General features: G+C 64.1%; 24 protein-coding genes and 1 pseudogene. 14 read left to right on the top strand and 11 right to left on the bottom strand.

The genetic code is table 11. The annotated features are described in order from the left end of the window. Positions 1-3 precede the first annotated feature (3 nt). Positions 4-762 (top strand): SDR family oxidoreductase, encoded by a 759-nt coding sequence (locus E3T54_RS13165; RefSeq protein ID WP_134476082.1) that lies wholly within the window; start codon positions 4-6, stop codon positions 760-762. Between the two features lie 23 nt (positions 763-785). On the opposite strand, the gene E3T54_RS13160 is transcribed toward E3T54_RS13165, so the two are convergent. From E3T54_RS13160 to E3T54_RS13140, 5 genes are all read right to left on the bottom strand, one after another. Continuing rightward, positions 786-2,393 (bottom strand): exonuclease domain-containing protein, encoded by a 1,608-nt coding sequence (locus E3T54_RS13160; protein WP_134476081.1) that lies wholly within the window; start codon positions 2,391-2,393, stop codon positions 786-788. A 109-nt stretch (positions 2,394-2,502) separates the two neighbouring features. Next, entirely contained in the window at positions 2,503-3,330 is an 828-nt protein-coding gene (locus E3T54_RS13155) for an AbiV family abortive infection protein (protein ID WP_166804921.1), read from the bottom strand. A gap of 167 nt (positions 3,331-3,497) precedes the next feature. Continuing rightward, positions 3,498-6,245, bottom strand: a complete 2,748-nt coding sequence (locus E3T54_RS13150; protein ID WP_134476079.1) for an FtsX-like permease family protein — start codon at positions 6,243-6,245, stop codon at positions 3,498-3,500. A gap of 71 nt (positions 6,246-6,316) precedes the next feature. Next, entirely contained in the window at positions 6,317-7,042 is a 726-nt protein-coding gene (locus E3T54_RS13145; RefSeq protein ID WP_134476078.1) for an ABC transporter ATP-binding protein, read from the bottom strand. Beyond that, positions 7,039-7,647, bottom strand: coding sequence for a PadR family transcriptional regulator (locus E3T54_RS13140; RefSeq protein WP_134476077.1), 609 nt, complete (start codon positions 7,645-7,647; stop codon positions 7,039-7,041). Before E3T54_RS13140 ends, E3T54_RS13145 begins: the two co-directional genes overlap by 4 nt. A 170-nt stretch (positions 7,648-7,817) precedes the next feature. Here E3T54_RS13140 and E3T54_RS13135 point away from each other — a divergent pair, with 170 nt between their 5' ends. Further along, positions 7,818-8,426 carry a hypothetical protein gene (locus E3T54_RS13135; protein WP_134476076.1) on the top strand — a complete coding sequence of 203 codons (609 nt, stop codon included), beginning with the start codon at positions 7,818-7,820 and terminating at the stop codon, positions 8,424-8,426. A gap of 127 nt (positions 8,427-8,553) precedes the next feature. On the opposite strand, the gene E3T54_RS13130 is transcribed toward E3T54_RS13135, so the two are convergent. Then, positions 8,554-9,048: a hypothetical protein gene (locus tag E3T54_RS13130; RefSeq protein WP_134476075.1), complete on the bottom strand. Its 495-nt coding sequence runs from the start codon at positions 9,046-9,048 to the stop codon at positions 8,554-8,556. A 132-nt stretch (positions 9,049-9,180) separates the two neighbouring features. On the opposite strand from E3T54_RS13130, the gene E3T54_RS13125 reads away from it, so the two are divergent. After that, positions 9,181-9,612, top strand: a complete 432-nt coding sequence (locus tag E3T54_RS13125; RefSeq protein ID WP_134476074.1) for a hypothetical protein — start codon at positions 9,181-9,183, stop codon at positions 9,610-9,612. 623 nt (positions 9,613-10,235) lie between these two features. Here the strand turns inward: E3T54_RS13125 and E3T54_RS13115 are convergent. Further along, positions 10,236-10,631 (bottom strand): toxin-antitoxin system YwqK family antitoxin, encoded by a 396-nt coding sequence (locus E3T54_RS13115; protein WP_134476073.1) that lies wholly within the window; start codon positions 10,629-10,631, stop codon positions 10,236-10,238. 511 nt (positions 10,632-11,142) lie between these two features. After that, entirely contained in the window at positions 11,143-12,105 is a 963-nt protein-coding gene (locus tag E3T54_RS13110; protein WP_134476072.1) for a site-specific integrase, read from the bottom strand. A gap of 69 nt (positions 12,106-12,174) precedes the next feature. Between E3T54_RS13110 and E3T54_RS13105 the strand changes: the two genes are divergently transcribed. Further along, positions 12,175-12,474: a hypothetical protein gene (locus E3T54_RS13105; RefSeq protein WP_134476071.1), complete on the top strand. Its 300-nt coding sequence runs from the start codon at positions 12,175-12,177 to the stop codon at positions 12,472-12,474. Between the two features lie 48 nt (positions 12,475-12,522). Then, positions 12,523-13,185, top strand: a complete 663-nt coding sequence (locus E3T54_RS13100; RefSeq protein WP_134476070.1) for a hypothetical protein — start codon at positions 12,523-12,525, stop codon at positions 13,183-13,185. A 518-nt stretch (positions 13,186-13,703) separates the two neighbouring features. On the opposite strand, the gene E3T54_RS13095 is transcribed toward E3T54_RS13100, so the two are convergent. After that, a complete protein-coding gene (locus E3T54_RS13095) occupies positions 13,704-14,030 on the bottom strand; it encodes a helix-turn-helix transcriptional regulator (protein ID WP_134476069.1) in 327 nt (108 codons plus the stop codon). Between the two features lie 111 nt (positions 14,031-14,141). Here E3T54_RS13095 and E3T54_RS13090 point away from each other — a divergent pair, with 111 nt between their 5' ends. The 5 genes from E3T54_RS13090 (at position 14,142) to E3T54_RS13070 (ending at position 17,626) form a co-directional block, all read left to right on the top strand. Beyond that, positions 14,142-14,657, top strand: coding sequence for a GNAT family N-acetyltransferase (locus E3T54_RS13090; RefSeq protein ID WP_134476068.1), 516 nt, complete (start codon positions 14,142-14,144; stop codon positions 14,655-14,657). Between the two features lie 82 nt (positions 14,658-14,739). Continuing rightward, positions 14,740-15,108: a hypothetical protein gene (locus E3T54_RS13085; protein WP_134476067.1), complete on the top strand. Its 369-nt coding sequence runs from the start codon at positions 14,740-14,742 to the stop codon at positions 15,106-15,108. 190 nt (positions 15,109-15,298) lie between these two features. Beyond that, positions 15,299-16,105: a TIGR04255 family protein gene (locus E3T54_RS13080; protein WP_134476066.1), complete on the top strand. Its 807-nt coding sequence runs from the start codon at positions 15,299-15,301 to the stop codon at positions 16,103-16,105. Further along, entirely contained in the window at positions 16,102-16,659 is a 558-nt protein-coding gene (locus E3T54_RS13075; protein WP_134476065.1) for a helix-turn-helix domain-containing protein, read from the top strand. The genes E3T54_RS13080 and E3T54_RS13075 overlap by 4 nt, the downstream gene beginning before the upstream one ends. A 70-nt stretch (positions 16,660-16,729) precedes the next feature. Next, positions 16,730-17,626, top strand: a complete 897-nt coding sequence (locus tag E3T54_RS13070) for a hypothetical protein (RefSeq protein WP_134476064.1) — start codon at positions 16,730-16,732, stop codon at positions 17,624-17,626. Between the two features lie 461 nt (positions 17,627-18,087). On the opposite strand, the gene E3T54_RS13065 is transcribed toward E3T54_RS13070, so the two are convergent. Further along, positions 18,088-18,564, bottom strand: a complete 477-nt coding sequence (locus E3T54_RS13065; protein ID WP_134476063.1) for a MarR family transcriptional regulator — start codon at positions 18,562-18,564, stop codon at positions 18,088-18,090. Positions 18,565-18,735: 171 nt separating this feature from the next. Beyond that, positions 18,736-20,223, bottom strand: coding sequence for an aldehyde dehydrogenase family protein (locus E3T54_RS13060; protein WP_134476062.1), 1,488 nt, complete (start codon positions 20,221-20,223; stop codon positions 18,736-18,738). Between the two features lie 194 nt (positions 20,224-20,417). On the opposite strand from E3T54_RS13060, the pseudogene E3T54_RS17750 reads away from it, so the two are divergent. From E3T54_RS17750 to idi, 4 genes and pseudogenes are all read left to right on the top strand, one after another. After that, a pseudogene (locus tag E3T54_RS17750) lies at positions 20,418-20,762 on the top strand (hypothetical protein); the annotation flags it as partial. A 19-nt stretch (positions 20,763-20,781) separates the two neighbouring features. Further along, on the top strand, positions 20,782-21,933 hold the full coding sequence (gene purU, locus E3T54_RS13050) for a formyltetrahydrofolate deformylase (protein ID WP_134476060.1): 1,152 nt from the start codon (positions 20,782-20,784) through the stop codon (positions 21,931-21,933). A gap of 52 nt (positions 21,934-21,985) precedes the next feature. Continuing rightward, complete coding sequence (locus tag E3T54_RS13045) at positions 21,986-23,089, top strand: 5-methyltetrahydropteroyltriglutamate--homocysteine S-methyltransferase (protein WP_134476059.1); 1,104 nt, start codon at positions 21,986-21,988, stop codon at positions 23,087-23,089. Positions 23,090-23,425: 336 nt separating this feature from the next. Further along, positions 23,426-23,992 carry an isopentenyl-diphosphate Delta-isomerase gene (idi, locus tag E3T54_RS13040; protein ID WP_241977222.1) on the top strand — a complete coding sequence of 189 codons (567 nt, stop codon included), beginning with the start codon at positions 23,426-23,428 and terminating at the stop codon, positions 23,990-23,992. The last annotated feature ends 4 nt before the right edge of the window (positions 23,993-23,996 follow it).

Here is a 23,996-nt window from a genome sequence, read left to right as displayed (position 1 = left end):
TCGATGTCTGGTTCGCGGCCCATTGCGCTAATCACAGGCCTCGGCCGTGAGATCGGAATTGCGGCGGGCATCGCCGACAGGCTGGCACGAGACGGGTGGGACCTGGCGTTCGTTTACAACGCCGCATACGACGAAAGCGTAAATGGCGGCGCTGGGGATGTGGCGCGTATCGAGGCCGACCTGCGTGCGGCTGGCGCCCGTACAGTGGCCGTCGACGCGGATCTCGCGTCTGCCGACATCGCCACCGCCATTTTCGACGCAGCTGAGCAGCTTGGGCCGGTTCAGGCGCTTGTGATGAGTCACGCCCACAGTACAAATGCCGGCATTCTTTCCGAAAACGTCGAGAGTTTCGATCGTCACTTCGCCGTTAACACCCGCGCAAGTTGGCTGCTCATTCGCGAATTTGCTCTTCGCTTTTCCTCTGCGCCCGGTACGGGTCGGATAGTTGCCTTGACCAGCGATGCCGTGATTGGCGAGATCGCCTACGGAGCTAGCAAGGCCGCGCTGGACAGAATCGTGCTCGCGGCATCGCGGGAGTTCGGCTCGATGGGTATTACGGCGAACCTGATCAATCCGGGTCCGGTGGATACAGGATGGATGACGCAGGAGGTTCGTGATTGGGTGCTTGACCGCACTCCCGCAGGTCGTGGCGGCAAGCCGTCAGACATTGCATCGCTCGTCTCGTTCCTACTGTCTAGCGAAGGTGGCTGGATTGACGGGCAGCTGCTGAAGTCGGATGGCGGTTTCAGCGCCCTCCGGTAGGTTCATACCCGCCGACAGTGGATTCAAACTGTCGCCGCAGAGAACGCTTCGACGACTTCGATAGGCAGACGGCCACGAACGCCAATTGAATAGCCGTTCGCGGCTGCCCATGCACGTATCTGGGCTGGCGGTGCTGAAGAGACCGAATCGATCGTTGTCGACGGATCGCCTGACGACGCGCCTACTGCCAGTTGGGGCAGTGGCATGGACTGTGCTTTCGCACGCAGCGAAGCCGGTTGCAGGTGTGTGAGCAGCACTTCAAACACATCCGGGTGCACTATGCGGGTCCCGACTTCGGTCGCCTTGGCGAGTTTTCCGCCGGCGAATGAGCCGTCGGTCACAAGCATTGCCGAGAGCCGGGAGATGTTGCCCATCAGGCGCACCCCGAGTTCTTCGGCGCGTTTCTCGAGTTGTTCGCGCTGCGTTTCGTCGCATCCGGTGAAAGCGACCTTGTCCCCGACGCGGAGCGGTTCGCCATGGGCCCAGGTGGCAGGGAGCGGGAGCAGGCCTGCGCTCATGCGTGCGGCGCGTGCGGCATCCGCGTGCTTTATGGTCTCAAGCACAGCAGTGCGCGGCACTGCAAGCAGGTCGGCAAGGGAGTGCAGCTCGGCTCGTTCTTCATGTGAGACGTGACCGTCGTCGAGGGCACGGTGTGCGAGAGCCAGTAAGCAGGCGCGATGAGTGGCTGCGACATCCGCGTCGCTGAGGCTATAGACCGCGATCAGGTCGGCTAGTTGCGCCGACTCGGTGTCGGACAGTTCGCCGTCTTCGAGGCAGTCCAACAACGTCTCGAGGTAGGCCATCGTGCCTTCGGGCGCTCCCTCGTCGACCACCTCGAGCAGACTCAGTGCGGTGAGCCGCTTGATGAGTGGCGGGTGCTTCGGGCGCGCCGGGGTAAATCGGATGGGTCGGCTGTTGATGGGTCGGTTCGCTGCACGCTGCCGGGGGGTGGGTCGACGGGTGGGGCCTGCGGGCCAGGCGACTGCCCGTGCCTGTGCGGGCAGGGTCAGCAGGTCGGCATGGACCTCGGCGCCGCCGTACCCTTCGATGTACCGGCTCAGGAGTCCTGCCGTTGCGCGGGCGTCGCCGAGTGCCGAGTGCGCGTTGTCGAGCGTTACGCCAGTCGCCCAGCAACAATCGGCGAGCCTGCGGCGGGCGAGATTCGGCAGGTAATGGTGGCTTGCGTGCAGGGTGCAGAACGACGGAATCGACGGCGCGTCCCATCCGGCTGATTCAAACTCTGCTCGGAGAAATGCCATGTCGAACGACGCGTTGTGCGCCGCGACCGGCAGTCCCGCGAGGCGGGATGCCACGGTTGACGCGAGGTCTCGGAAGACCGGCGAGTTCGCGACATCCGCGTCTCTGATGCCGTGGATGTGGGTGGCGCCGACCGGTCCCTCGGGGTTGAAGCGGGTCGCCCACTCGTCGACCACTCGCCCCTGAACGTCGACGTGAACAATGGCAAGCTCGAGTACACGATCCGCTCGAGGTGAGAGCCCGGTGGTCTCGACATCGATGATCGCGAATGCCGGCTCGCTGTCCTGTGTCGCGCGGCGGCGCGACGGCGGAGCCTGAGGAGCGGTCGCGGAGTCATCGACGCGCCGGCCGAAGAGTCGGTCAAATAGGCCCATTGTTTACCTTCTTCGTCGAGGACAGCCTGCTCATCGTGACATGGGAAACGCGCACATCCCAGTTCCTCGAGCACCCCTCTTCGGGCGGTCAGGGCCGGCGGAAACGCCCCTACTGGTCGCGCTCGCGAGCGAGGCGCATAAGTTCGCGTGTCTCGGCTTCATAGCCGGGCTTTCCGACGTTGCAGAATGGACTTCGGTCGGCTCCCGGAGGGTTGAACCGGTAGACCGCATTCGGAAGGGCAACGCCATGTGAGCCTTCCTTCATCGACCGTTTCAGCTCGGCCCGAAACTCCTGAGCATCCTTATCGCGATACTCGATGGCATCGAGCCAGGCAAGGTCGTCGTCGATCATCGCCGGCACCCCGGCTTCCTTCTCGTCCTGGCGCCTACCTTCGATGTGCTCACCAAGGCGAAGCTGCGAGCCGATCTGATGAACACGCGCGATAACCTCACGCAGGGCGCCCTCATCCGCGACGTCGCGTGGGGTCATGATCTCGCCCGTTCTGCTGAGGTCTACGTAGAAGCCCCGCTGCTTAGATCGGTCGTGGCGGCGCGCCCAGGATTTGATCGTGCCGAGGTAGGAAGCGTTCTCGTCAGGGTCGGATGGCTCCGTGTCGAACCAGTACGGCTCCTCGGCAAGGAAACGGTGCACTGTCTCTAGCTTCTTCTCGTGGCTGGCCCATAGTTCGTCCAGTCGCTCACACCTGAACGTCTCCCCGACTGTTGCGTCACCCATCTCGATGCGGCGTTCATGGACAGCGATGGCCTTGCCTGATTCCTCGAGACCCAAGATCGCGAGGGACCGGGCATGAGAGTGATGACCAAGTTCAAGTATGGCGAGGGCCGACATCAGTAGTGTGTTCGCGTTTTCGAGAAGCGCGTCCTGCAGTCGTACTACCTGTTCCGGAGTGAGATCCGGAAGTTTTCGCACTGTCATGACTCCAGTTTGCGGTGCGGGCCTAACGCCACGCGGCGCCCGCGCCGAAAGCTTGTCGCAGGGGAACCCTCTGCGGGCACATTGGGTTTTGATCCCCATCCGTTTCCTTCACGGCGACAACTTTGCACGCCGAAGGCAGGCGACGAAGTCTGCCTTCGGGCGGTTGGTCAGTCGATGGCGCTGCGGCTGGTGAACCGCACCCGGGTTCCCTTCGCCGTGAGCCAGCTGCCGATTGCGATGACGGCGGGCAGGACGATGGCGGTGAGGGTGAGCTGCAGCCACGGCGGGGCGAAGGCTTGCATGGAGTGCCCGGAGCTGTCCTGGGGGAGCGACAGGGCAAGTGGCGGGACGAGCCCGAGCAGGACCCCGATCACGCTTCCGACACCGGCAATGACGATGGCTTGCCAGAACCCGAACGCCCGTCGCACCCGGGGGGAGGCCCCGAGGGAGGTGAGCACGGAATCATCCCGCTGGCCGTCGGCGCGGGCGAGCCCGATCGCGATCGTTGCCGATGCCAGCGCGATGAGGGCGGTGAGCCCGAGGAGCGCCCACGCCCAGGTCGCGCCAAACACCTCTGGCCCGGTCTCGACGTTGACGTAGAGGGAAGGCGAGATGGTACGCAGCGCGCCCCTGGCCGCATCCAGTTCCGCCTGCGGCGGCGCAGCGGGAAGTTGGGCGAGCACGAAGCTCGGCCGGTAGTCGACTCCCAGGCTGTCGGCAGTGGAGCTGAGCATGAACACTCCGAAGGTGATCGGATCGTTCGGCTTCTGCACGTTCGCCGGGACCGTCACCGTCCGCGCCGGCGCCTCGGTGGTGTCCGTTGTGTGTTTCCAGTCAAGGGTCGCCTTGTCGTCCACGACGTATTGGGAGTAAAGGCTCACCACGCCCCCGGCGGACAGGACGGAGCGGGATCGGTCGGAGACGGGTTCGTTGAGGATCGCGGCGAGGTCGTCGAAGGAGCCGACCCAGAGGTGGTCGTTGACTTCGGAGAGATTGGAGTTGAGCATTTCCGGAGTGGGGCAGCGGGGGTCCTTCGGCGCTTCGGATTCGGCCTTATCCTCCCGCAGTGCGTCGCTGGGGCAGACCGTGTCCGGGTCGACACGAGGGTAGACGAACGTCGACGTGGTATCCCCTTCGTTGATACCGAACGGCAGGAGGGGATCGGGCGCGCTGGAAAGGAGACGCGCGTCCGTGGCCGAGAAGGAGCTGTTCAGCGCTGCAACGACCTTCTTCCCATCGGTCCCCAGCATGCGCTGCCCGTCGTCGTCGTAGGTGTACAGGCTGACCCGGGCCCCGTTGAGGGCCGTCGCGTAGTTGTAGGTCCGGTTGGTCGTCTCCTGTGCCGAGGCGACGAGACTCATGGCGAACGCGGCGACGAATACGGTGCTCATGATCGCGGCGATGGCAGGGACCGACCTGCCGGGATTGCGGGCGATGTCCCTCGTGCCAAGGCGTGCCCCGGCTCCGAACCGCGAGAAGAGGCGAGCGGCCGCACGCAGGATGAGCGGCGCGATAAGCACGACACCGATCTGCATGATGACCGCGCCCGCCACGATCAGCCACACCCCTGCCGCCACCAGCCTCGAATTGTAGGGCGGCGCATTGGCGGCGAACTCGACGAGGCCGCCGGCAAACGTGACCAGGGCACCGAGGGCCACGAGGATGAGGCCGAAGATGGGTCGTCTCCGCGTGGGTTTCGGGGGTCGGCGGGATCCGCGCAGCGCGCCTACAACGTCCACCCGGGCCGCCGCCCGCGCGGGGACGGCCGCGGCGATCCAGCTGGCCGCCGTGGCGAAGCCGATAATGCCCAGGAGCACGAGCGGTTCGACGTGGAAACCGGGGTAGCGCGTTGCGCTGCCGTTGGCGGAGATTCCCATGTAGACCCACGACGCGCCGACCCCCAGCAGGGTTCCGACGGTGGCGCCCAGGGCTCCGAGGATGATGCCGCCAAAGGAAATGACCCGGAACAGCATCCGCCGGTCCCCGCCGACACTGGCCAGGATCGCGAGGGCGCGTTGCTGCTGCCGCGCTCCGACCGTGAAGGCGGCTCCAGCCAGGAGCGCCACCTCGAACAGGGCAAAGCCTCCGAGCAGGCCCACGTAGATGACCATGAAGCCGCGGGCGCCGGCGCCCCCCGATAACTCGGTGCTGCCCGGTGGGGGCGGGTCTAGGATCACCGAGCGGGACAGCACGGTTGCCCCGTGCGTGTTGAGCTGTTGCACCTCCGGCCAGTCGACGCGGGTGTCAGGCAGGTAGTACTCGGTGCCGGCCAGGTCACCTTCAGGCAGCACGCCATCGAACGCACCCGGCCGGGCGAACAGCTCCTCACCGCTGTTGTCGAGGGCCGCGCTGCGGATCGTGCCGACGATCCGAAAGGTACCCGCCATCGGCTCGGTGACGCGGATGCTGTCACCCAGTGCGACACCGAACCGCTCGAGCGTCGCCGCCGTCACCATGATTTCGTAGTCCGAGGTCGGGGTCGTGCCCGCGGTCACATCCCACTTCCCAGCGAAGGACTCGTCCCAGGGTTGGCCCTGCAGGGCCTCGAAGTACCCGATGCCGTGCGCTGTTTCCGCCACGACCGACGTCTGGCGGATCGTCAGGAGCCGCGTACCGGGCGGCAGGAACGATTCCGGAGCAACGGACGCGGCCGTGTCGGAATGGTTCAGGCTCTCGCCCTCGCCGTCGCGGTCGATGTCCCAGAAACTGTCGTTCTGCGGGTCCTGAACGAGGGACGGGTCGGGCGCCGAGGGCACCCTCAAGCGGGCCTGAGTGCTTCCGAGCTCCAGGGTGGCCCGTTCGGCCGGGGTGGCGATGTTGCTGGCTTCGACGGTGGCGATGCCGGCCATTCCAATGACCGGAATGGCTACCAGGATCGCGATGAGAACGCTGCGCCCCACGGACTGGGCCGCCATCCGCCGGGCTATGCGAAACGCCAGCCGCACGCCGCCGGCGCTTTCGCTTGGCAGGGTGGAGCGAGCCGGCGTCACGCCGGGGATCCGCTGAAGAGGCTGGACACGCCGGTCGCCTGCACCTGGTCGACGATGCGTCCGTCGCGCAGGAACACGATCCGGTCCGCCCAGGCCGCGTGACGGGAATCATGGGTGACGAGGATGCCCCCGGCTCCGGCGTCCACCCGGGACCGGAGCATCCGCAGCACGACTTCCCCCGTCGTGCTGTCCAGGGCGCCGGTGGGTTCGTCGGCGAGGATGAGCGACCTGCCACCGACCACGGCGCGGGCGATCGCGACGCGTTGCTGTTGCCCGCCGGACAGGTCCGACGGGTACCGGTCTGCCCGGTCGGCGAGCTCCACCACGCCGAGCGCGTCCAGGGCGGGCCGGTGCGCCTTCTTGCTGCTCCAGCCGTCCAGCTCGAGCGGCAGGCTGACGTTCTCCACCGCGGTGAGCGAGGGGATGAGGTTGAAGTCCTGGAATACGAACCCGAGGCTGCGCCGGCGCAGGGTCGCGAGTTGACCGGGCTTGAGCTGGCTGAGCCAGTTCCCCTCGATGATGACCTCACCGCTGGTGGGCGGGGTGAGGCCGCCGGCGACGGTGAGCAGAGTCGATTTGCCCGAGCCGGAGGCGCCCATGATCGCGACCAGCTCACCGCGAGAGACGGTGAGGTCGACGCCGGAGAGTGCGGTGACGGCGGTTTCGCCGCGCCCATATTGCATGGACACGCCATCGAGTCGGAGGAGCTCATCGCCGCTCATGAGCTGACTGCCGGGCTCTTGGCCGGGCGGCCCCGCTTCGGTACCTCGGTATTGAGGGGCAGTGGGGTGGCGAACCCGGCGGCGACCGCGCGGGCGAGCCTGGACTCGGAGTGATCCAGCCAGCGCACCTCGGCTTCCGCGGCGAAGATCAGCGAGTCGATCACGAGCAGCCAGGCGAGTTCCTCCGCGGACTCGGGATTGTCGGTCGAGTTCTTCGTCCGCGTCAGCTCCTGCAGCGTGCGGAGGCTGGCGGAGCGCTGCACCTGGATCACACGAGCGATGTCCACGCCCGGCAGGGTGACCGCGATGGCCAGCTTGATCGCGAGCTCGTTGCGGGCGGCGGCCGAGGGCGCAACGGGAGAGCCGAGCCAGGTGGCGACCTCGGCGCGTCCGGCATCCGTGATCTCGTAGTAGTTCTGGCCGTCCGCGTCGATGTCGGCCTTCTGCACGAGGCCGTCGCGTTCGAGGCGGTCGAGGGTGCTGTAAATCTGGCCGACGTTCAGTGGCCAGGTTGAGCCGGTGCGCCGTTCGAACTCGGCCCGCAGCTGGTACCCGTAACACGGGCCCTGGTCGAGAATTGCTAGAAGAGACTGGCGAACGGACACGTGACCCCCGACGTTTCGAACTACCTACCTAGTATGTAGGTACAGAGTATCCACTTACCTTTGAGCGGCGATGCACCGCGACGATGTCGGCGTGTCGCTCTGGTCGCGGGAGTCAGGTAGGGGAGATCCATCGGGATGACGTATCGGGGAACGTCGTGTGAAGCGGCGCAGTGGTTTCGAAGTCCAAAGATCTGCCCCGCCAGTATGGTGTGACGATGTCGACTTTCGTTCGTGCACGGTCCAATTCGGACAGTGCGCCTGTCGCGGTCATTCTTCCCGGCGCTGGCTACACAGCAATGGGCCCCCTTCTCTACTGGTGCGGAGAGATGCTGTCCCAAGAGGGATGGCACGTGCAAGGCGTCGAATGGGCTGTTGACGCCAGAGCGCTCAGCCATCCGCAGGCGTTCGTTGAGCAAGCCGTCGCTGAAGCTTTCGATGCTGCACCTCAGTCGTCGCGGCGGCTCATCGTCGCGAAGTCGCTCGGCTGCTTTGCCCTTCCATGGGCACGCCGCAACGGCCTACCTGGCGTCTGGCTTACGCCCGTGCTGACTAATGTGGATGTTCGGCAGGCACTGATCGAGGCCTCCGCCGCCGATATGGCTATCGGCGGTGAGGCTGACACCGTATGGCTCCCCGAGGCGATCGCGGACACAAGGGCGAGCGTGATCTCGGTGCCGAAGGCAGACCACTCATTGGCCCTTCCCGGAGATTGGCGCGGCTCACTCGCTGCCCAGACGGCAATATTCGAGAGCATCGCGAATCACCTCAGGACGACGTAGGAGCGATCTCACTGCCTGGTCCCACGCAACGGACCCTTCTGGCGTTCAACGGCTGCCCGAATGAAAGCCGGACGCTGAACGGACGCGCCGCTCGGGTAGGGAGCGGGAATCCTGTCCAGATCAGCTCTCACCGTCGTGGAAAGGCGGCGAGTTCCGTTCGCCAGGTCGCAGCGGCGCTGGCAGCATCTGCGAGAGTGATCTGCATTTCGACCCAGAAGGCGTACTCCGCAATGTGATCGACATTCGGCCCACGTCGATCGGGAGGCAATGCCTCCGCTGAGAGATGAACTCGAATGACGGCTGTGTCATCGCCGTAGTTGTGGACGCTGAAGGCAAGGTTCGGCTCGGTGAAAGCAAGGGACGGGTCAATGTCACCGCTCTCGCCCACTTCGGTGGGCTCCTCAAGCCGAGCCGCAACCCGCTCAAGCCAATCGGCGATCTCAATCGCATCGTCGACGAGCAAGGAGGGGTCTCGGAAAGACCATTCCTCTTCTCCGGAGACAACCTCACCGGCAATGGTGAGCCAGTTGTCCTCCCAATCATCGCCAACCACCGATTCGAACTCGTAGCCCGCCGGATGAAGAACGACCCGCGCTGGTCCCGAAAGGTCCTTGAGTTCCATGCCAAGATCATCCCATCGCGCTCGGTTTGCGGACGCCTGATCCGCTCCGCATTTCGCGCGCATCGGTCAACAAAGGACCAGCGGCCGAGCTAACGAGACCCCCAGGGCATTGACGAAGAAGCAGGATCAAAATTGATCGACGAAAACGACGATGGAGCGGCGCTTGTCCATGCGGTTGGGGACGCGATCAAGGCACGATACGGCGACCGGGTCGCGATCGACTACCCAGAGGTCGTCGAGCACCCCCTATCAATTGTCACCTTCACGCCGCGTCGAGAGGGGGCTGTGGACCTGATGGTATACGGGCACTTTGACTGGGGCTTCCAAGTCGATGTCGGCGAGGTAACCATGTTGGAAGACCAATTCTTCAACCCGCCCGAATCCGAGCACATCGCGCGAATCGTGTCGATCGTCGACGCATTCGCAACGCACGGACTGGTGAAGGTTCGAAAGCTTCGCTTCTTGGGCCCGTTGTCGCCGACCGCATACGACTCCAGGAGCCGACTGCACGACCTATTGGCCAAGCCGTCGTCGAAGGTCGTAAAGGAGTGGCTGCCTTGGTAGGCGCGACTCTGTAGGGCGGTTCGATCGGCGATCGAACGCCACCCCCGCCCGCGGAGGCTTCTCAACGCACCGCGTCAGCGGAACTCGGTCGTGTCGCCGTTTGCGGGACGCGTCGACGTCGCAGAGCGACTATTCCGGCGGCGATGAAAAGGAGGCCTGAACAGACCAGGCCGGCGTACATGTAGAGCTGGAAGGGCCCGCTTCCGAAGCTGCTGAACGGGGGCGGGCCGCTGATGATCCAGAGGTAGCGTTCCGGATCGCCGTGAATGAACCAGTACAAGATGACCGGGCTCACGACAAGCAGAAGTCCGGCACCGATTAGGAAGGGCGCGAGTTTGCCCCGAGTCGACTTGTCCATGGTTGTCCTGGCCCCCCAGCGAAGAGTGCGCGTACGTGCAATTGGGCTCATCCTTGCACCGTGGCAGTCGATTGTCCTGCTCTTTGCACTCCGCCATTTTTGAAGAGCGAACCCCTTGCGGGACGGTCCAACATGGCGCCTTCCGAGTGCCTCGTCGACCTCACGCCCGTCTTCTCTGCGAGCCCGGAAGGGGAGGTTAGCGGGCATCGCGTTACACTTCAGGCCGAATTCTTAGCCCTGGGCGCGGCCGTGGTGCGGTCAGCTTCTATCGTGAGGAGATCGTGGCGCCTTCGAGCTCGCCTGTCTCGGAGTAGTAACTCCAGTTACCTGCCTTCTCGCCCGCGACGTACGCGCCGACCTCAAGCAGTTGCCCGTTGGAGTGGTATCGACGCCATACGCCCTGTTGGATCCCGTTGCGGCAAGCGCCTTGCTGCTTCACCGCCCCGTTCTCGTGGCGCCAGACCCAGTCCCCGGTGAGCTGTCCCGCCTCGTGTTCTCCTTCGGCCTTCACTCGCCCGTTGCGGAAGTAGAACGTCCACAGGCCCGTCTTCTGGCCGTCGGAATAGGATCCGCTCCCGGATGGAGACCCGTCGCTGTAGGTCTCCTGCCAGGGGCCAAACTTTTCTCCCTGGGAGTTGAGCTGGTTCAGCATCTCGCTCATGTGCTCCCTCTCGCCGTGGGCGCCGCTGCACTGCGCTTATCCAACAATTCAACTCAACCCTTACGTTAGTGTAGAGTTGGATTCGTGCTGGTCGAATGATGACCTCGTGTAGGGATCGTGGCCCAGTGCATGCGCGCTGCCGCGCTACCTCTCCGTCGATCGAGCCGTCGCATGAGCAGGGAAGTCTTCGACCTCGGTTGAGACGCCCTGTGAGCTAACCCGCCGCCCGACATCCTGAAACACACCAAGGAGCAGAGTGAATTCATACATAACAACCGCACCCCGTCATGACGCTCACGTTGGCGGACACGTCACGCCGGTGCACCGATCAAGGGACGAGAGAATCCGAACTGGATGTCGTGCCCGCATACCCCGCCCGAAAGGGATTCTCGCTTAGGTACGTCAACTGCGACAAAGAGCAGGTAATGGGAATCCGCCGGCTATCGCCCAACCCTGAACTCCTCGATTTGCCGAAGGGGCTAAGCGTACGAGGGCTCCGTGTTCGCTGAACCTAGTCGCCCCGCGAAGCCTCGCGTGCACTGGCCGGCCGAACAGGCGGAATGAACTGAACGTACCGGGCGAGGGCATCAAGGGATTGGATGCCAGCGGCTTCCATGAGCACGGCGACCGGAGTCGCCGCCGACAGATGGTGTACCAGCCAGGTCGCTCGCATCCGCTGCGTCTGTGGTCCGCGCTCCGGCCGGTCGCTTCGAGTAACGAGGTTGCTGACGAAGTTTTTCGCGTCGCTCGTGCGTGCGGGCCGGACCAGGTACGCGTCGTCGGGGAGTTCGGTGGCCCGCGACCGCAGCGCCTCCTCGCGCTCGCGGCGCACTTGGACTTCACGCGGGCGGGACCCGGCGACTCGCACGCGCACCCCTGCCTTGTCGGAGATGACATCGGCGGCCCGCAGCGCGCCGATTTCGCTCGCGGCCAGTCCCGCGCCAAGGCCCAGGCTGATGATGGTTCGCGCGTCTGCTTGCAGCTCGGGGGTGGTTTGGGCTTTGACCCAGATGCTGAACTGGGCAATGTCGGCAGGACTGTAGGGGCGGAGGGGTTCCGCTGCGGTGAACCGTGCAGGCGCCAGTGGTGCGTTTCCGAGGAGCGCTTCCCCTACCCGTCGCAGCTGCGAGCGTCGGTTGCCGCGAGACGCGTCGCTGTAGTTGTCGAGCCCGTCCTTGACGTGACGTTCGATGGTCGCTGCGGCGAACACGTGGTTTTGATCGAGCGCGATTCCGTTGGTGTGGCACCAGGCGGCGAGCCGTGAAACGGCCCCCATCAGTTCCGTGGCGGAGTACGCGACACGAGGTGTGGCGTCGGTAACGGCCGTCGTCACGAATGCCTCAATGGCCGACCAGGTGGTCTCGTCGATATTCGGCCGGTAGCTGCTCCGTGCGGTTTCCCCCATGCTCCAACCGTATCGACTGACGATGATGCCCCGGTTTGCGTCGACAGCAGTTTGGACATACGACAGCAATGTCGGAGGTGCAACGTAGATTCTCCAGCCCGGACTCTAAGCAGGGTCGCCGGACCGTGGGGAGACCGCATGAAGTCACTGATGGATGTCGCGCAGGGCACGTATCGGGTGTCGACGCTCTCGGGGGCGACCTACGTCATCGATCTCGGAGCACAGCTCCTGTGTCGCGCGCACGACAGGCCAACAGAGAGCGACTCTACGCTCCGCCAGAACGGCGATTTTGTGGACCTCGTCGCGATCATCGAATGCAGCATCGGGCGACCTATGATCCTGCTGATCAACCTCAATCTGCCCGGCGTGGAATACACGACCCGACGCTCGACCATGGTTGTCGCCATCGAGTCCCTCGCATCGTCGGGCAATCCGTGAGCCTCAGCTCTGCCCACCAGAACATCGGCGATAGACGGAAGGAAGCCAATGAGCGGAAATGAACGGGACCCGGCCCGCGGAGAGCAGATCAGTGTGTTGAACCCGGCGACTGACACCGGTGCATTCGAGGCCGTGACCGAGAGCGGCACAGCGTATGTGATGATCCGGCTCTCGCACTCTGGCCCCTGGCACGTCCGTCGGTTCCCCGGCCCCGGCGCGCCCCCACTCTGGCTGGATGCCGGCGGCGTGGTGAGTCGGCTGGAATGCGCTGTGGGGCAGCCCGCGCGGTTCGAGGTCTCCGGGGGCTATATGGATGAGGACCTCTGGGCGCGCAGCAGTGCCGTCTTGGCGATTGTCCGTTTGCCCGACGACCTTCCTGCAACAGAGGCAGCTTGGGTCGACGCCCGCGGCGGTGTGCCACTCGATGACAACTTCGATGCGGCTGACGTGTATCAGGCGGAGGTAGATGCGGCCCGCCGTGCTTACGCGGAGGCCAATCCTGTCACCGTCGCGGAGCTCGCCGCCATCCTCCACGCCGATGGCAGCACGTTCGCCTGGCGGTCAGCCGAGCAGCTGTCACTGATCATGAGCACCCCCCAAGATGACCTTGTCGACGCCCAAGGCGAGCCACTCACGCCCTGGGCCTGGCTCGCCGTGGGCGGGAGCACCGGGCCTGTTCTCGGAATGCTCGCGAATGAGGACGAGGCGTGATCCGGCAGTGCGAAGTAGACGAGATTTCGGAGCCGGGAGCCTATGTGCTGACCACCTACAGCGGCACACGGCACGAGCTCGATTACTTTGGCACCGGCATCGCCGTCCGTCGTTTCCCCGCGCCGGGCAGGCCCAGCTCACCGCTCGACACCCGTACCCCGCTCAGCACGTTCGACCCCATTCGCGTCGGAGATGTCGCTGTGTTCCGGCGGGGCAGCGGCGAGATGTGGACGACCTCGACGGTGCTTCGAATTGTTCAGACTCGAGGCGCATGCAACGTCTGCGGGGCGCGCGTCCTCCCCGCCTTTCACCGCTGCGCCAAGTGTGTCATCGACCCCGAGTGGCTCGTCGACTGGCCGGGGCAACGCGGGTGGCGTGGTGCCCTGGTACGTGGGCTCGGTGCCGTGGATCGCGTGGGTGACAGCGCGCGAGCCTGGCTCCGCTGGCGGTTTCACATCCGATAGCCGGCAGGCGATTCGCTCGTCTGACGAGTGACGGCCCACTCGATGGATGATCGGTCAATCGCTCCGCTTGGGGCGGTGCCGTTGCTGCCGTCGGCTTCGGCGCTGTGCCTCCGCCAGGACTTCCAGCGGCGAGGGGCCGTGCAAAGGCAAGAGGGGGCCGAGCAGATCGGTTCGGTCGAGCGCGCGGAGAACGGCGATCAGAGTTCGAAGTCGGGAGCCGGCGCCGTTTTCCAGTGACTGCACGGCCGACCGCGAGATGTTCGCGCGTTCGGCGAGCGTGACCTGGTCGTAGCCGGCGTCAATTCGCAGTTGCCGAATCCCGGCGCCAACTTCCTCCTCCCATTCGTGGAGGGTAGAGGCGGTGCGTGGAATATCAGTCATTAGACCGATATTCTCGCATAAAGCGTGGAATTCGGAGCCCCAGTGATGTCGGAAGATTAGGGGAGGTCTGTCGATCGGCTTCGGTTCTCCCCTTCTCACTATTGTGGGGGCATGACCGACAGCCCAGCAGCTCTGATTCGGCCCGCGGAGTTTCGAGACGCAGAGCGGATCGCGCGGGTGCACGTGGACACGTGGAGAGAAACCTACTCTGGCCTGGTCCCCGACACCTTCTTCAATGAGGATGCGTTCTCCGCCCGAAAAGGCATGTGGACGCGCTACCTGTCCGCCCCGCCGGAACCCGGCCGCCTCGTTGTTGCCGAGCGGGACGGTGCGGTTGTCGGCTTCGCTGCGGCCGGGCCCGCGCAAGGCCCTGATGCGGAGAAGGGGCACCCGCCGGCTCGCTCGCTGCAGCTGTTCTCGATATACCTTCTCGCCGCCCAGCATGGCTCGGGGGCAGGCCAGTCCCTGCTCGATGGAGTTCTCGGGGACGAGCCCGCGCAGCTGTGGGTCGCTCGCGAGAATCACCGGGCCAGGGCCTTTTACGAGCGCAACGGCTTCGAGTACGACGGGGTGGAGTTCATCGATCCCCGCATACGAGATTTGGTGGAACTGCGCCTCGTCCGCTGAGTCGGCCTTGTCGAACCGAGGCGAGAGACGTCCACACGAGGCAGCGGGGCGAAGAGCGTTCCGTCAAGGTAGAGTGCCGGGCATGGACGACGCGGCCTTCTACGAGAACATGGGGCCTTGGGCGACGCAGCAGGCTGTTAGGGACGCTCTCGGTGTGGACGCCGCCGCGTTGGCTTCACTGCGTGAGACCCGCGGGTTGGTCGCGGTCGAGTTCGGCCGGCGGATCTACTATCCAACCCAACAGTTTCACGAAGGCCGAGTCGTCGACGGCTTACAGTCGGTACTGATCGCGCTCGCCGACGGCTTCAGATCGCCGGAGGCGCAGGTGGCATGGCTGGCCGAACCGGCCTACAGGGGCGACAGCCGCACGCGGTGGGACGTCTTGAGGGACGGCAACGCAGATGATGTCGCCCACTGGGCCGCCAGCGATGCCGCCGCGGCCCTCCGATAAGAGTGTTCCGAGGCAGGTGACCAGGGAAACTCGCTGAGCGGAGACACCAGGACATAATCGAACGTTATCGGCTCTGTCACCACGAACGGAAGGCCACTCCACGACCCGCCGTGGCCAAAAGCGACAAAAGGGCAAACGGAAGTGTTTTGCTCACTGTCAGCGCCCCAGCTTGTGAAGTACAGTGTGAAGTATGGATGACTGGATAGATGTCGAGCCTTTCGGTACCGAGCCAATCGTGAGTATTCCGCTGTCACGCGCGCCCCTCCTGAGAGTGTTAGCGCAAGCGAGGTGGCAAGACCTCGTTCTAATGCGCGCGGATTTCGCATCGGTCGCCCAACGTGTGGGCCTGTCCCTCGCGGCGGATTATCCCTTGGGTGCCCAAAACAAGGAGGTTGAAGTAACGTTTGGCCCGGAGGGATTCAATGCTGTTGATGGTGGCGTAGTGCACCAATTCATTTCAGCTGATGAGAACTGGCGCGTATATTTCGCGGCGAACTTCGTGACTTTTGAGACGAAGGTCTACACGTCCAGCCAGGACTTTCTGTCGAGATTCCAGCACGTTCTTGAGAAAGTGCGTGAGGCCATTGACATACCTCAGGTGACTCGCGTCGGCTTCCGCTATGTGAATCGAGTTGATCAAGCCATCGACATTGCTGAACTGGAGGACCTTGTACGCCCTTCGATGGTCGGCGCTCCCACGGGGCTGGTGCAGCCTCACGCAGAAATTGCTCAGAGCATCAACCAGGTCGTTTACGAAACCCAGGGCGGCCAACTAATTGCCAAGTGGGCATTGCTCCCCGCGGGCGCAACCCACGACCCTTCGTTGGAGCCGTCAGCAAACAAGAGCTGGACTTTGGATCTAGATTCCTTCAGCGACGGGAAGGTGGCATTCGATCCTCCGACGCTGGCGAGAGAGGCCGGACGACTGTCGGAGATGGCCTATCGGTTCTTCCGGTGGACTGTCACAAAGAAGTTCGTGGAACGATTCGGAGGTTGAACGTGACATTGGGATCAACATCAAGCGGCGTACTCGCGTCCGGTACCCTTTCTCGCCCGATCACGATGGGCGTGACATTCGGCATCGTGTTTGCCACCTCGACCGGCATGTGCGTCGCCAGAGCGGATCAAGTGGTCGGCTACGACGCCGCCACGGGCCATGCCGCCCACAGCTTCTCGGGCCAGCTCAACGATGCGTCACCGCGCCATGAAAGGGACGTAGCGAAAGAATCACCTGCGAGCCTCGTGCTTGCGTTGCACGAAGAGAGCGGTCTGACATGGGATCAAATCGCCAGGCTTCTTGGCGTATCTCGACGAGCAGTTCATATGTGGGGATCGGGCGGGAATCTGAACGCGCAGAACTATGAGTCACTCGCAAAGCTAGTAGCGCTGATTCGCACCCTTCCCGGTGACTCCCCGAGCGAGAAGAGGACAGCGCTGCTGGCGCCGCGTGACAGCTCGTTGAGCTATTTTGATGCTCTGCGTCGCGCCAATGCAGCGGGAGACACTGGGGTGAACTCGATACCAGTGTCGCTACGAGCGTTGCTCGGCTAGTGGGCATTCCAAATTGATAGGCGAGGAATCGGACGTCGAGTCACTTTGCTTGGGATTACGGCAGGGTGACATGTTTTCCCTCGATGCAATCCCGGTCACCGGAGCCAGCTCCGAAGAATGTCCCGCGGGCGTTTCGATAATCTCGCAGACGTGTGACATCGTGCTGTCTAGCAGGCCGAATGTAATCGTCGCCAAGGTCGTGCAACTGCCCGCGGCGGACGCGAAACAGGCGACCGAAGGGTTCCGTCCTCGCTACGTTGGGCTGCCTGACGGGGGCGAGTGCATGTTCGTCGACCTCGAACACATCCACGCCGTTTCAAAAATCGCGCTGCTAGGCAAGACTTTCGTTAGGGCCGTCAACCAAGACGATGCTGGGGCTGTGCGCCGGTTTTCCTTCCTGGTCGGGCGGAGGTTTAGCCGCTTCGCGTTTCCAGACGCCATCACACATTGGTTCGATCCCCTGCGAAAGACGATCGAGGACAAATATTCGAACCCTGACTCGCCCTTAGGGCGCGCACTTAGCCACGTCGTCGAGCTCCGTGTCCAAGCGGACAACTGGAACGCGCCGCTGGCAAATGTCACGCTCCATGTGATCGTGAAATCAGGCAGTCTTCCTGAAGTTGCCGACGAGCATGTCTTCCCCGAAGCGAGCCTGGCCAAGTGGTTGAGGCCCAATGGCGACTTGACTCGGACCAGTAGCGCGATTGCTGACCGGCTGTGTCCTGCTCATGGACCGAAGCCATCCAATTGGGATGCGTATCATCTGTGGAGCGCGCTCGGTGAGGCGCTCGCGAACGAGTGCAGGCCGAAAGCGAAGTTCGCGAGTCAACCCGGCGTCAGTGGCGCGATCTCGAGCATCTCCGGACAGATCTGGAGCGAGGACGAGTTCTCGCTGACCCTTTACCGTGACACCGAAATGCTGGATCTGGACCATCTTTCCGTTCCGGTTGCATCTCCGGAACCCTAGGTGGATTGAGGACTGCAGTCCCCAAGATACGTTCCTGTGCGCAGTCCTGAGGGTGGTGACTAACCTGTTTCGTGCCCTGCGCATCGATTCGGAGGCACTTCGGATCGACCTACACGTTTGTCGCGCATGAGATCAAGAACAAGAGGATCCCGCAGCCAGTGCTGCAAGCGTCTGGGGGACGCGCCGGTCGGCCTATTCACTAAGAGATCGCAAGGCGCGCGCCGCTGAGAATGGGTGGGGCGGACTGCGTCCTGGAATGATTGGAGCCTTAGCCTGGATTGGCCTCACGGTGGCGCCCAAAGTGCCCACAGATACCAAGGCCTCCCGAATAGGCTGAAACACCCACACAGGGTTTGGTGCAGAAGAAGGAGTTTTTGTTTGCAAAACCCAGGCGGACAAGAAAGGCCCCCGAGAAATCGGGGGCCTTTCGTCGTTTGCCGGGTGTCCCGCTTACCTATCTGTTAGGCGGGTGCGTCGGCGACGCTCGACAATTCGGGCGTCTTGAGCAGGAGCCGAGCCAGTAGGGCCTTCAGCTCGGTGACCTCATCGGTGGTGAGGTCGCTGAGAATGATTTCCTCCCCCTTGAGCGAGATGGGCTTCATCAGGTCGTGCATCTCCGCGCCCGCGCGCGTCAGGTACAGCGGCCGTGAACCGCGGGGGCCTTCCGCGGGGACAATCAACTCCCGTTTGATCAGCGTGTTTGTGGCCTTGGACACAACGGCCTTGTTCATTCCAACGAAGTCCGCGATCTCCGTCGATGCGGCCCCGGGCCGGATCGCGAGGGCGGAGATCACGCGCCAGTCATTCGTTCCGAGGTTGAACTCGCGCCGCAGCAGCAATGATTCGCGCCAGACCAGGGCGTTCGAGACAAGAGCGAGCAGACGCGGAGTGAAGCTCTCGCTATCGATGACATCGCTGAGCGGCTCCAAGATGGTCACGTCCTCCGTCGGCGCGGGCGATACCCCGGCGACCGGGCTGGGCCCTGTGCGCGTGGTTTTGTGGTTGGGGACGTTCTTCATGTCGATGGGCCGATCACGAGGGGTCCGGACAGTGGGCCGTGGCCGACAGGCTCGATTGAATCAGCCGAGCGCGCCGGCCACAGCCCTCCATCAGTGCGCCTGCGCCGCGAGTGCTGCTGCGTCTATCGTGGCGATGGCACGGGTGTCCTGGAAGGCTCGAATGCCCTCGATTCCTTGTTCCCGTCCGAAACCGGACTGCTTCATACCGCCGAACGGAGCGCGGAGGTCGAGGCGGGTGGCGCCGTGGTCGTTGACCCAGACGTAGCCGCAGGCCAGTTGCGAGCCGACGCGGCTCGCCGATTCGGGACTCGCCGTCCAGACGGAACCGCCGAGCCCGGCCCACGTGTCGTTCGCGGAGGCGACAGCGTCGGCTTCCGTCGTGAACGGGATGATCGGGATGACGGGGCCGAACTGTTCCAGAGTCACGACACGCAGCATCGGATCGGGGTTGATCACCAGGGCGGGGCGGACGAAGTTGCCGCCGGCGAGGTCACCGGTGGGAAGCTGCCCGAACTCGCGCACCTCGGCACCCGAGTCCTTGGCGTCCTGGATGATTTCGTCGACGAAGGCCTTCTGCACGGGAGAGTGCAGCGGACCCATGGTCGTGTCGGCATCCAGACCATAGCCGAGCTGCACCTTCTCCAGGCGGGCCGTCAGACCCTGGACGAGTTCGTCGAGGCGGGAGGAGTGCACGTAGACGCGCTTTGCGTTCATGCAGATCTGCCCGGTCGTATCGAAGATCGCCGCGTACAGGCGGTCGAGGTGGGTGTCATCCAGGATGGCATCTTCGAGGAAGATCGCGGCGTCATTCCCGCCCAGCTCGAGCGTCAAACGGGTGAGCGACTTGGAAGCCATCTCCATGATTCGCTTCCCGCCATTGACGCTGCCGGTGAAGCACACCTTCGCGATGTCGGGGCTGTCGATCAACCCGGCCATGTTCTGGTCCGATCCGGTGACTATGTTCAGCACACCGGCGGGGAGCTTCTCCGCAATCCGCTGCACCACGCGCGTCGTCGCCAGGGGTGCCGAGGGCGGCGGCTTCACGATCGCCGTGTTTCCCGCCAGCAACGCGTGTGGCAGCGCCGCGCCGAGGATGGCGATCGGCCAGTTGAAGGGCACGATCACGCTGACCACACCGAGTGCCTGGTACCTGACCTCGGTGGACACCGGGATTCCCGGAACCACGGGGAGGGTCTTCCCGGTGTCGACTTCCCCGGCGAGCATCAATGCCAGGTTCCACCGGATTTCAAACACCAGCGAGTCGATCCAGCCTTCAAAACGGACCTTCCCGTTTTCCCGCGACAGGACCGCGGCATCTGCATCACGCTCATCGGCGATCCCGGCGATCGCCTCGGCCATGATGGCGGCGCGCTCCACGGCCGACATCGCCGACCATGCGGGGAACGCGCCTTTTGCCGCCGCCACCGCATCCGCGACATCCGCGGTGGTGGCAGATGCCGCATACCCAACCACAGCACCGGCTTTCGCCGGATCTGCGACCTCGAGCACATCCACCGTTTCGCGCTGGACACCCCCGATGAACAGACCAGTACGAACGGTCTCTATTGTTTCAGCCATAAGTCAAAGCAACTCTCTGTGTCTTGATAATCGCTTGCAGACTTCGTAGTCCGCAGTCGAGAGTCAGCATAGTTCAATCTTGTTTACTTATAAACAAGATCGTCTTAGTGGTTCGATTCGGAAGTTCGAGAATCTGGACCAGGTCGCAAACGAGAGTCGATGAAAACGCCGGAACGGCGGCGAAGCGGCAATCAATGTCATCAATGAGGAGGCATGTGATGGGCCAGACGACCCTTCAAATGGGCGAAAAACCGCACACCGTCGAGGAGCTGGAAGACCTCGCATTTGAACTGAGATCGAAGCTTCTGCATTTGTGCGGGACCTACGAGGGCGCCGCTCACATCGGCGGTGATCTCTCGGTGGCGGACATCCTGACGGCGCTCTACCACTACGGGTTGAACGTCGATCCGACCGACATTGCCAACCCGGAGCGGGACCGCTTTGTGCTGAGCAAGGGCCACGCCGCCGTCTGCATGTACATCGCGATGGCGATGCGCGGCTTCTTTTCCTACGAGGGGATCGTCAGCACCTACGGCCAGCTGGACAGCGCCTTACGGAATGCACCCCTGCAAGGTTCAGCTGCCGGGTGTCGAGTGCTCGACGGGGTCGCTGGGCCACGGCCTGCCGATTGCGGTCGGCATGGCGCTGGGCGCCCGCGGTCGTGGCGAGTCGCACAGGGGCTTCGGCGTGCTCGGCGATGGCGAGACCGGCGAGGGTTCGGTCTGGGAGGCGGCGATGGCCGCCCGAAGCAACGAACTCGGCAACGTGGTGGCCTTCGTCGACCGCAATCGCCAGCTCATGACCAGCTTCGATGAAGAACGCGTCGTGTTCGAGCCGTACTCCGAGAAGTGGGCGGCATTCGGCTGGAACGTCGTCACGGTCGACGGCCGCGGTAAAGACCGTCCCGGGATCGTGGCGACCGTCTCCTCGATCCTGCAGGAATTCGGAGCGAACATCGTTTCGCTCGACCAGTATTCGACCGACGCCGAGGGCGGGGATTTCTTCCAGCGCACCGTCTTCGATCTCGCCAACCTGCGCGCCCGGCGCCCCGAGCTGGAGGCGAGGTTCGGGGAGCGACTGGAAAACGAGGGTCTGACCTGGACCCTGACCTCGGCGCACGAGCTGAAGCGGGTGGCGATTTTCGCATCCAAGTCCAACCATTGTCTGGTCGAACTGCTGTGGCGCCACCGCCGCGGAGAACTCAGGATGGACGTCGCCATGGTCGTCTCGAATCATCCCGATCTCGCCGTGGAAGTGCGCCAGTTCGGGATCCCGTTCTTCCACGTGCCGGTCACCGGTGACAAGAAGGAAGCAGTACTCGCGCACCTCCGCCTGCTCCAGGGAAACGTCGACCTTGTGGTCCTCGCCCGCTACATGCAAATCATCTCCGACGAGTTCCTCCAGGAACTCGGCGTTCACGTGATCAACATTCACCGCTCGTTCCTGCCCGCATTCATCGGAGCCGCCCCGCACCAGAAGGCCAAGGAACGAGGAGTCAAACTCATCGGCGCGACCGCACACTACGTCACCAAGGACCTCGACGAAGGCCCCATCATCGAACAGGACGTCGTGCGCGTCTCCCACGCTGCAACCGCTGCGGACCTCGCCCGGTATGGAGCCGACGTCGAACGGCAGGTGCTCGCGCGCGCTGTCGCCTGGCACTGCGAAGACCGGGTGGTGCGCTCGGGCAACACCACCGTGGTGTTTTGACGGCACCGGCGAAATCGGGCAGGCGTTCTCTCGGTGCGGTAGTTTTGATCTCATGACTGTGAACCCGCCATTCCGTGCAGACATCGTCGGCAGCTTCCTCCGTTCTCCGACGCTCAAGGATGCGCGAGCACGACACGAGTCCGGCACACTGAGCGACGCCGGGCTGCGCGAGGTGGAGGACGCTGAGATCGTGCGGGTCGTGGCGCGGCAGGCCGACGCAGGCCTCCAGCTCGCCACCGACGGGGAGTTCCGCCGGTCGTGGTGGCACTTCGATTTCTTCGACGGGCTGGAGGGTGTCGAGATCGTCGAGCTCGACCATGGCATCCAGTTCCAGGGCGTCCAGACGCGCTCACGCGGCGTGCGGGTCACCGGGCCGATCAGGTTCCCGGCCGACCACCCCATGATCGAGCACTACCGTTTCCTGCAGTCCACGACCGCTGTCCTGCCGAAGATGACCATCCCGGCCCCGACAGTCCTGCACTTCCGGCTGGAAAGTGGCGCTGTGGACCCCGCGGCCTACGACGCCGCCGAGGACACCTTCGACGACCTGGCCCGCGCCTACCGCGATGCGATCGCCGCGTTCTACGATGCCGGATGCCGCTACCTCCAGTTCGACGACACCGCGTGGGCGTACCTGTGCTCCGATGTCGAGATCGCGAAGGCGGCGGAGCGCGGCATCCGCACAGACGGACTGGCCGAGCGCTACGCCCGTCTGATCAACGCCTCGCTCGCGGGCAAGCCCGACGACATGACGGTGACGACGCATGTCTGCCGCGGCAACTTCCGCTCGACCTGGATCTCGTCGGGCGGGTACGAACCGGTCGCTGAGCAGTTGCTCTCGGTGTGCAACTACGACGGCTATTTTCTCGAGTACGACAGCGAGCGCGCCGGTACCTTCGCCCCGCTGCGCCATCTGCCCGCGGGGGACAAGGTCGTGGTGCTCGGGCTGGTGACGACCAAGAGCGGCGAGCTGGAAGACCGCGAGCTCCTGAAACGACGCATCGCGGAGGCGGCGACGTTCGTGCCGCTGGAGCAGCTCGCGCTCAGTCCGCAATGCGGCTTCGCCTCAACAGAGGACGGCAACGACCTGAGTGAGGAACAGCAGTGGGCGAAGGTCCGCGAGGTCGTCGAGGTCGCGGCGGACGTGTGGCACTGACATCCGGGCCGGCGCTTGTCGCTCTGCGAGAGTGATCACATGACTCAGGCCATCAAAGTTGCTGCAATCGGTCTGGGCGAGGCAGGATCGCTCATCGCGGGAGGCCTCCGCGACGCAGGGCTCGATGTGGTCGGCTTTGACCTCGCTCCGACAAGACGGCGCGCAACTACCAAGCCGGTATCACCCTTGCCGCCACGTTGATCTAAATCAACACAGACTTATTCAACACGGCCTAGCGGGGCCGCAGCGGGAAGCACTTCGGGCGGCTCAGCCGGCGACGGCCGGTGAGGGGCTGGCATAGATTTGGGATGCGAACTGTTCGGAGGATGGGTGCACGTGGTGGAGGATCGATTGCGAGGCGACCGGGAGCAGCCCGCGGGGAAACCCAGCGAACTGGTGGTGCTGATCGCCGAGGACGGAACGCCGATCGGCACCGCCGACAAGGCATTCGTGCACGGCCTCGACACCCCGCTCCACCTGGCTTTCTCCTGCCACGTCTTCGACCGGGACGGGCGCATCCTCGTGACGAGGCGGGCCCTGACCAAGAAGGCCTGGCCCGGCGTCTGGACGAACTCATTCTGCGGTCATCCGGGGCCCGGCGAGGCGCTGGCGGATGCCGTGGTGCGGCGGGCCGAACACGAACTCGGCATCGAGATCGACACGCTTTCCCCGGCGCTGCCCGACTTCCGCTACCGCGCCGTGGACGCCTCGGGAATCGTGGAGAACGAGATCTGCCCGGTCTACACGGCGACCACGGCCTCGGACATCGCTCCCCACGCCGACGAGGTGATGGAATGGCGATGGGCGGAGCGGCCGCAGCTGATCACGGCCGTGAACGCCACCCCGTGGGCGTTCAGCCCCTGGCTGACACTCCAGCTTCCGCTGCTCTACCCGAACGGTTAGCCCG

The sequence above is a fragment of the Cryobacterium sp. Sr8 genome, assembly GCF_004403225.1.
Classification (GTDB): domain Bacteria; phylum Actinomycetota; class Actinomycetes; order Actinomycetales; family Microbacteriaceae; genus Cryobacterium; species Cryobacterium psychrotolerans.
Note: the sequence above shows the minus strand (reverse complement) of the source record. Positions and strands in the feature narration are given on the sequence as shown.

Bases quoted from the DNA above. Each gene is read 5' to 3' on its own strand.
- E3T54_RS13045 (WP_134476059.1), top strand. From the start codon at position 21,986: ATGACTGTGAACCCGCCATTCCGTGCAGACATCGTCGGCAGCTTCCTC.
- E3T54_RS13060 (WP_134476062.1), bottom strand. From the start codon at position 20,223: ATGGCTGAAACAATAGAGACCGTTCGTACTGGTCTGTTCATCGGGGGT.
- E3T54_RS13085 (WP_134476067.1), top strand. From the start codon at position 14,740: ATGGACGACGCGGCCTTCTACGAGAACATGGGGCCTTGGGCGACGCAG.
- E3T54_RS13105 (WP_134476071.1), top strand. From the start codon at position 12,175: ATGAAGTCACTGATGGATGTCGCGCAGGGCACGTATCGGGTGTCGACG.
- E3T54_RS13160 (WP_134476081.1), bottom strand. From the start codon at position 2,393: ATGGGCCTATTTGACCGACTCTTCGGCCGGCGCGTCGATGACTCCGCG.
- E3T54_RS13155 (WP_166804921.1), bottom strand. From the start codon at position 3,330: ATGACAGTGCGAAAACTTCCGGATCTCACTCCGGAACAGGTAGTACGA.
- E3T54_RS13100 (WP_134476070.1), top strand. From the start codon at position 12,523: ATGAGCGGAAATGAACGGGACCCGGCCCGCGGAGAGCAGATCAGTGTG.
- E3T54_RS13115 (WP_134476073.1), bottom strand. From the start codon at position 10,631: ATGAGCGAGATGCTGAACCAGCTCAACTCCCAGGGAGAAAAGTTTGGC.
- E3T54_RS13070 (WP_134476064.1), top strand. From the start codon at position 16,730: ATGTTTTCCCTCGATGCAATCCCGGTCACCGGAGCCAGCTCCGAAGAA.
- E3T54_RS13130 (WP_134476075.1), bottom strand. From the start codon at position 9,048: ATGGAACTCAAGGACCTTTCGGGACCAGCGCGGGTCGTTCTTCATCCG.
- E3T54_RS13095 (WP_134476069.1), bottom strand. From the start codon at position 14,030: ATGACTGATATTCCACGCACCGCCTCTACCCTCCACGAATGGGAGGAG.
- E3T54_RS13080 (WP_134476066.1), top strand. From the start codon at position 15,299: ATGGATGACTGGATAGATGTCGAGCCTTTCGGTACCGAGCCAATCGTG.
- E3T54_RS13090 (WP_134476068.1), top strand. From the start codon at position 14,142: ATGACCGACAGCCCAGCAGCTCTGATTCGGCCCGCGGAGTTTCGAGAC.
- purU (WP_134476060.1), top strand. From the start codon at position 20,782: ATGCACCCCTGCAAGGTTCAGCTGCCGGGTGTCGAGTGCTCGACGGGG.
- E3T54_RS13150 (WP_134476079.1), bottom strand. From the start codon at position 6,245: ATGGCGGCCCAGTCCGTGGGGCGCAGCGTTCTCATCGCGATCCTGGTA.
- E3T54_RS13165 (WP_134476082.1), top strand. From the start codon at position 4: ATGTCTGGTTCGCGGCCCATTGCGCTAATCACAGGCCTCGGCCGTGAG.
- E3T54_RS13145 (WP_134476078.1), bottom strand. From the start codon at position 7,042: ATGAGCGGCGATGAGCTCCTCCGACTCGATGGCGTGTCCATGCAATAT.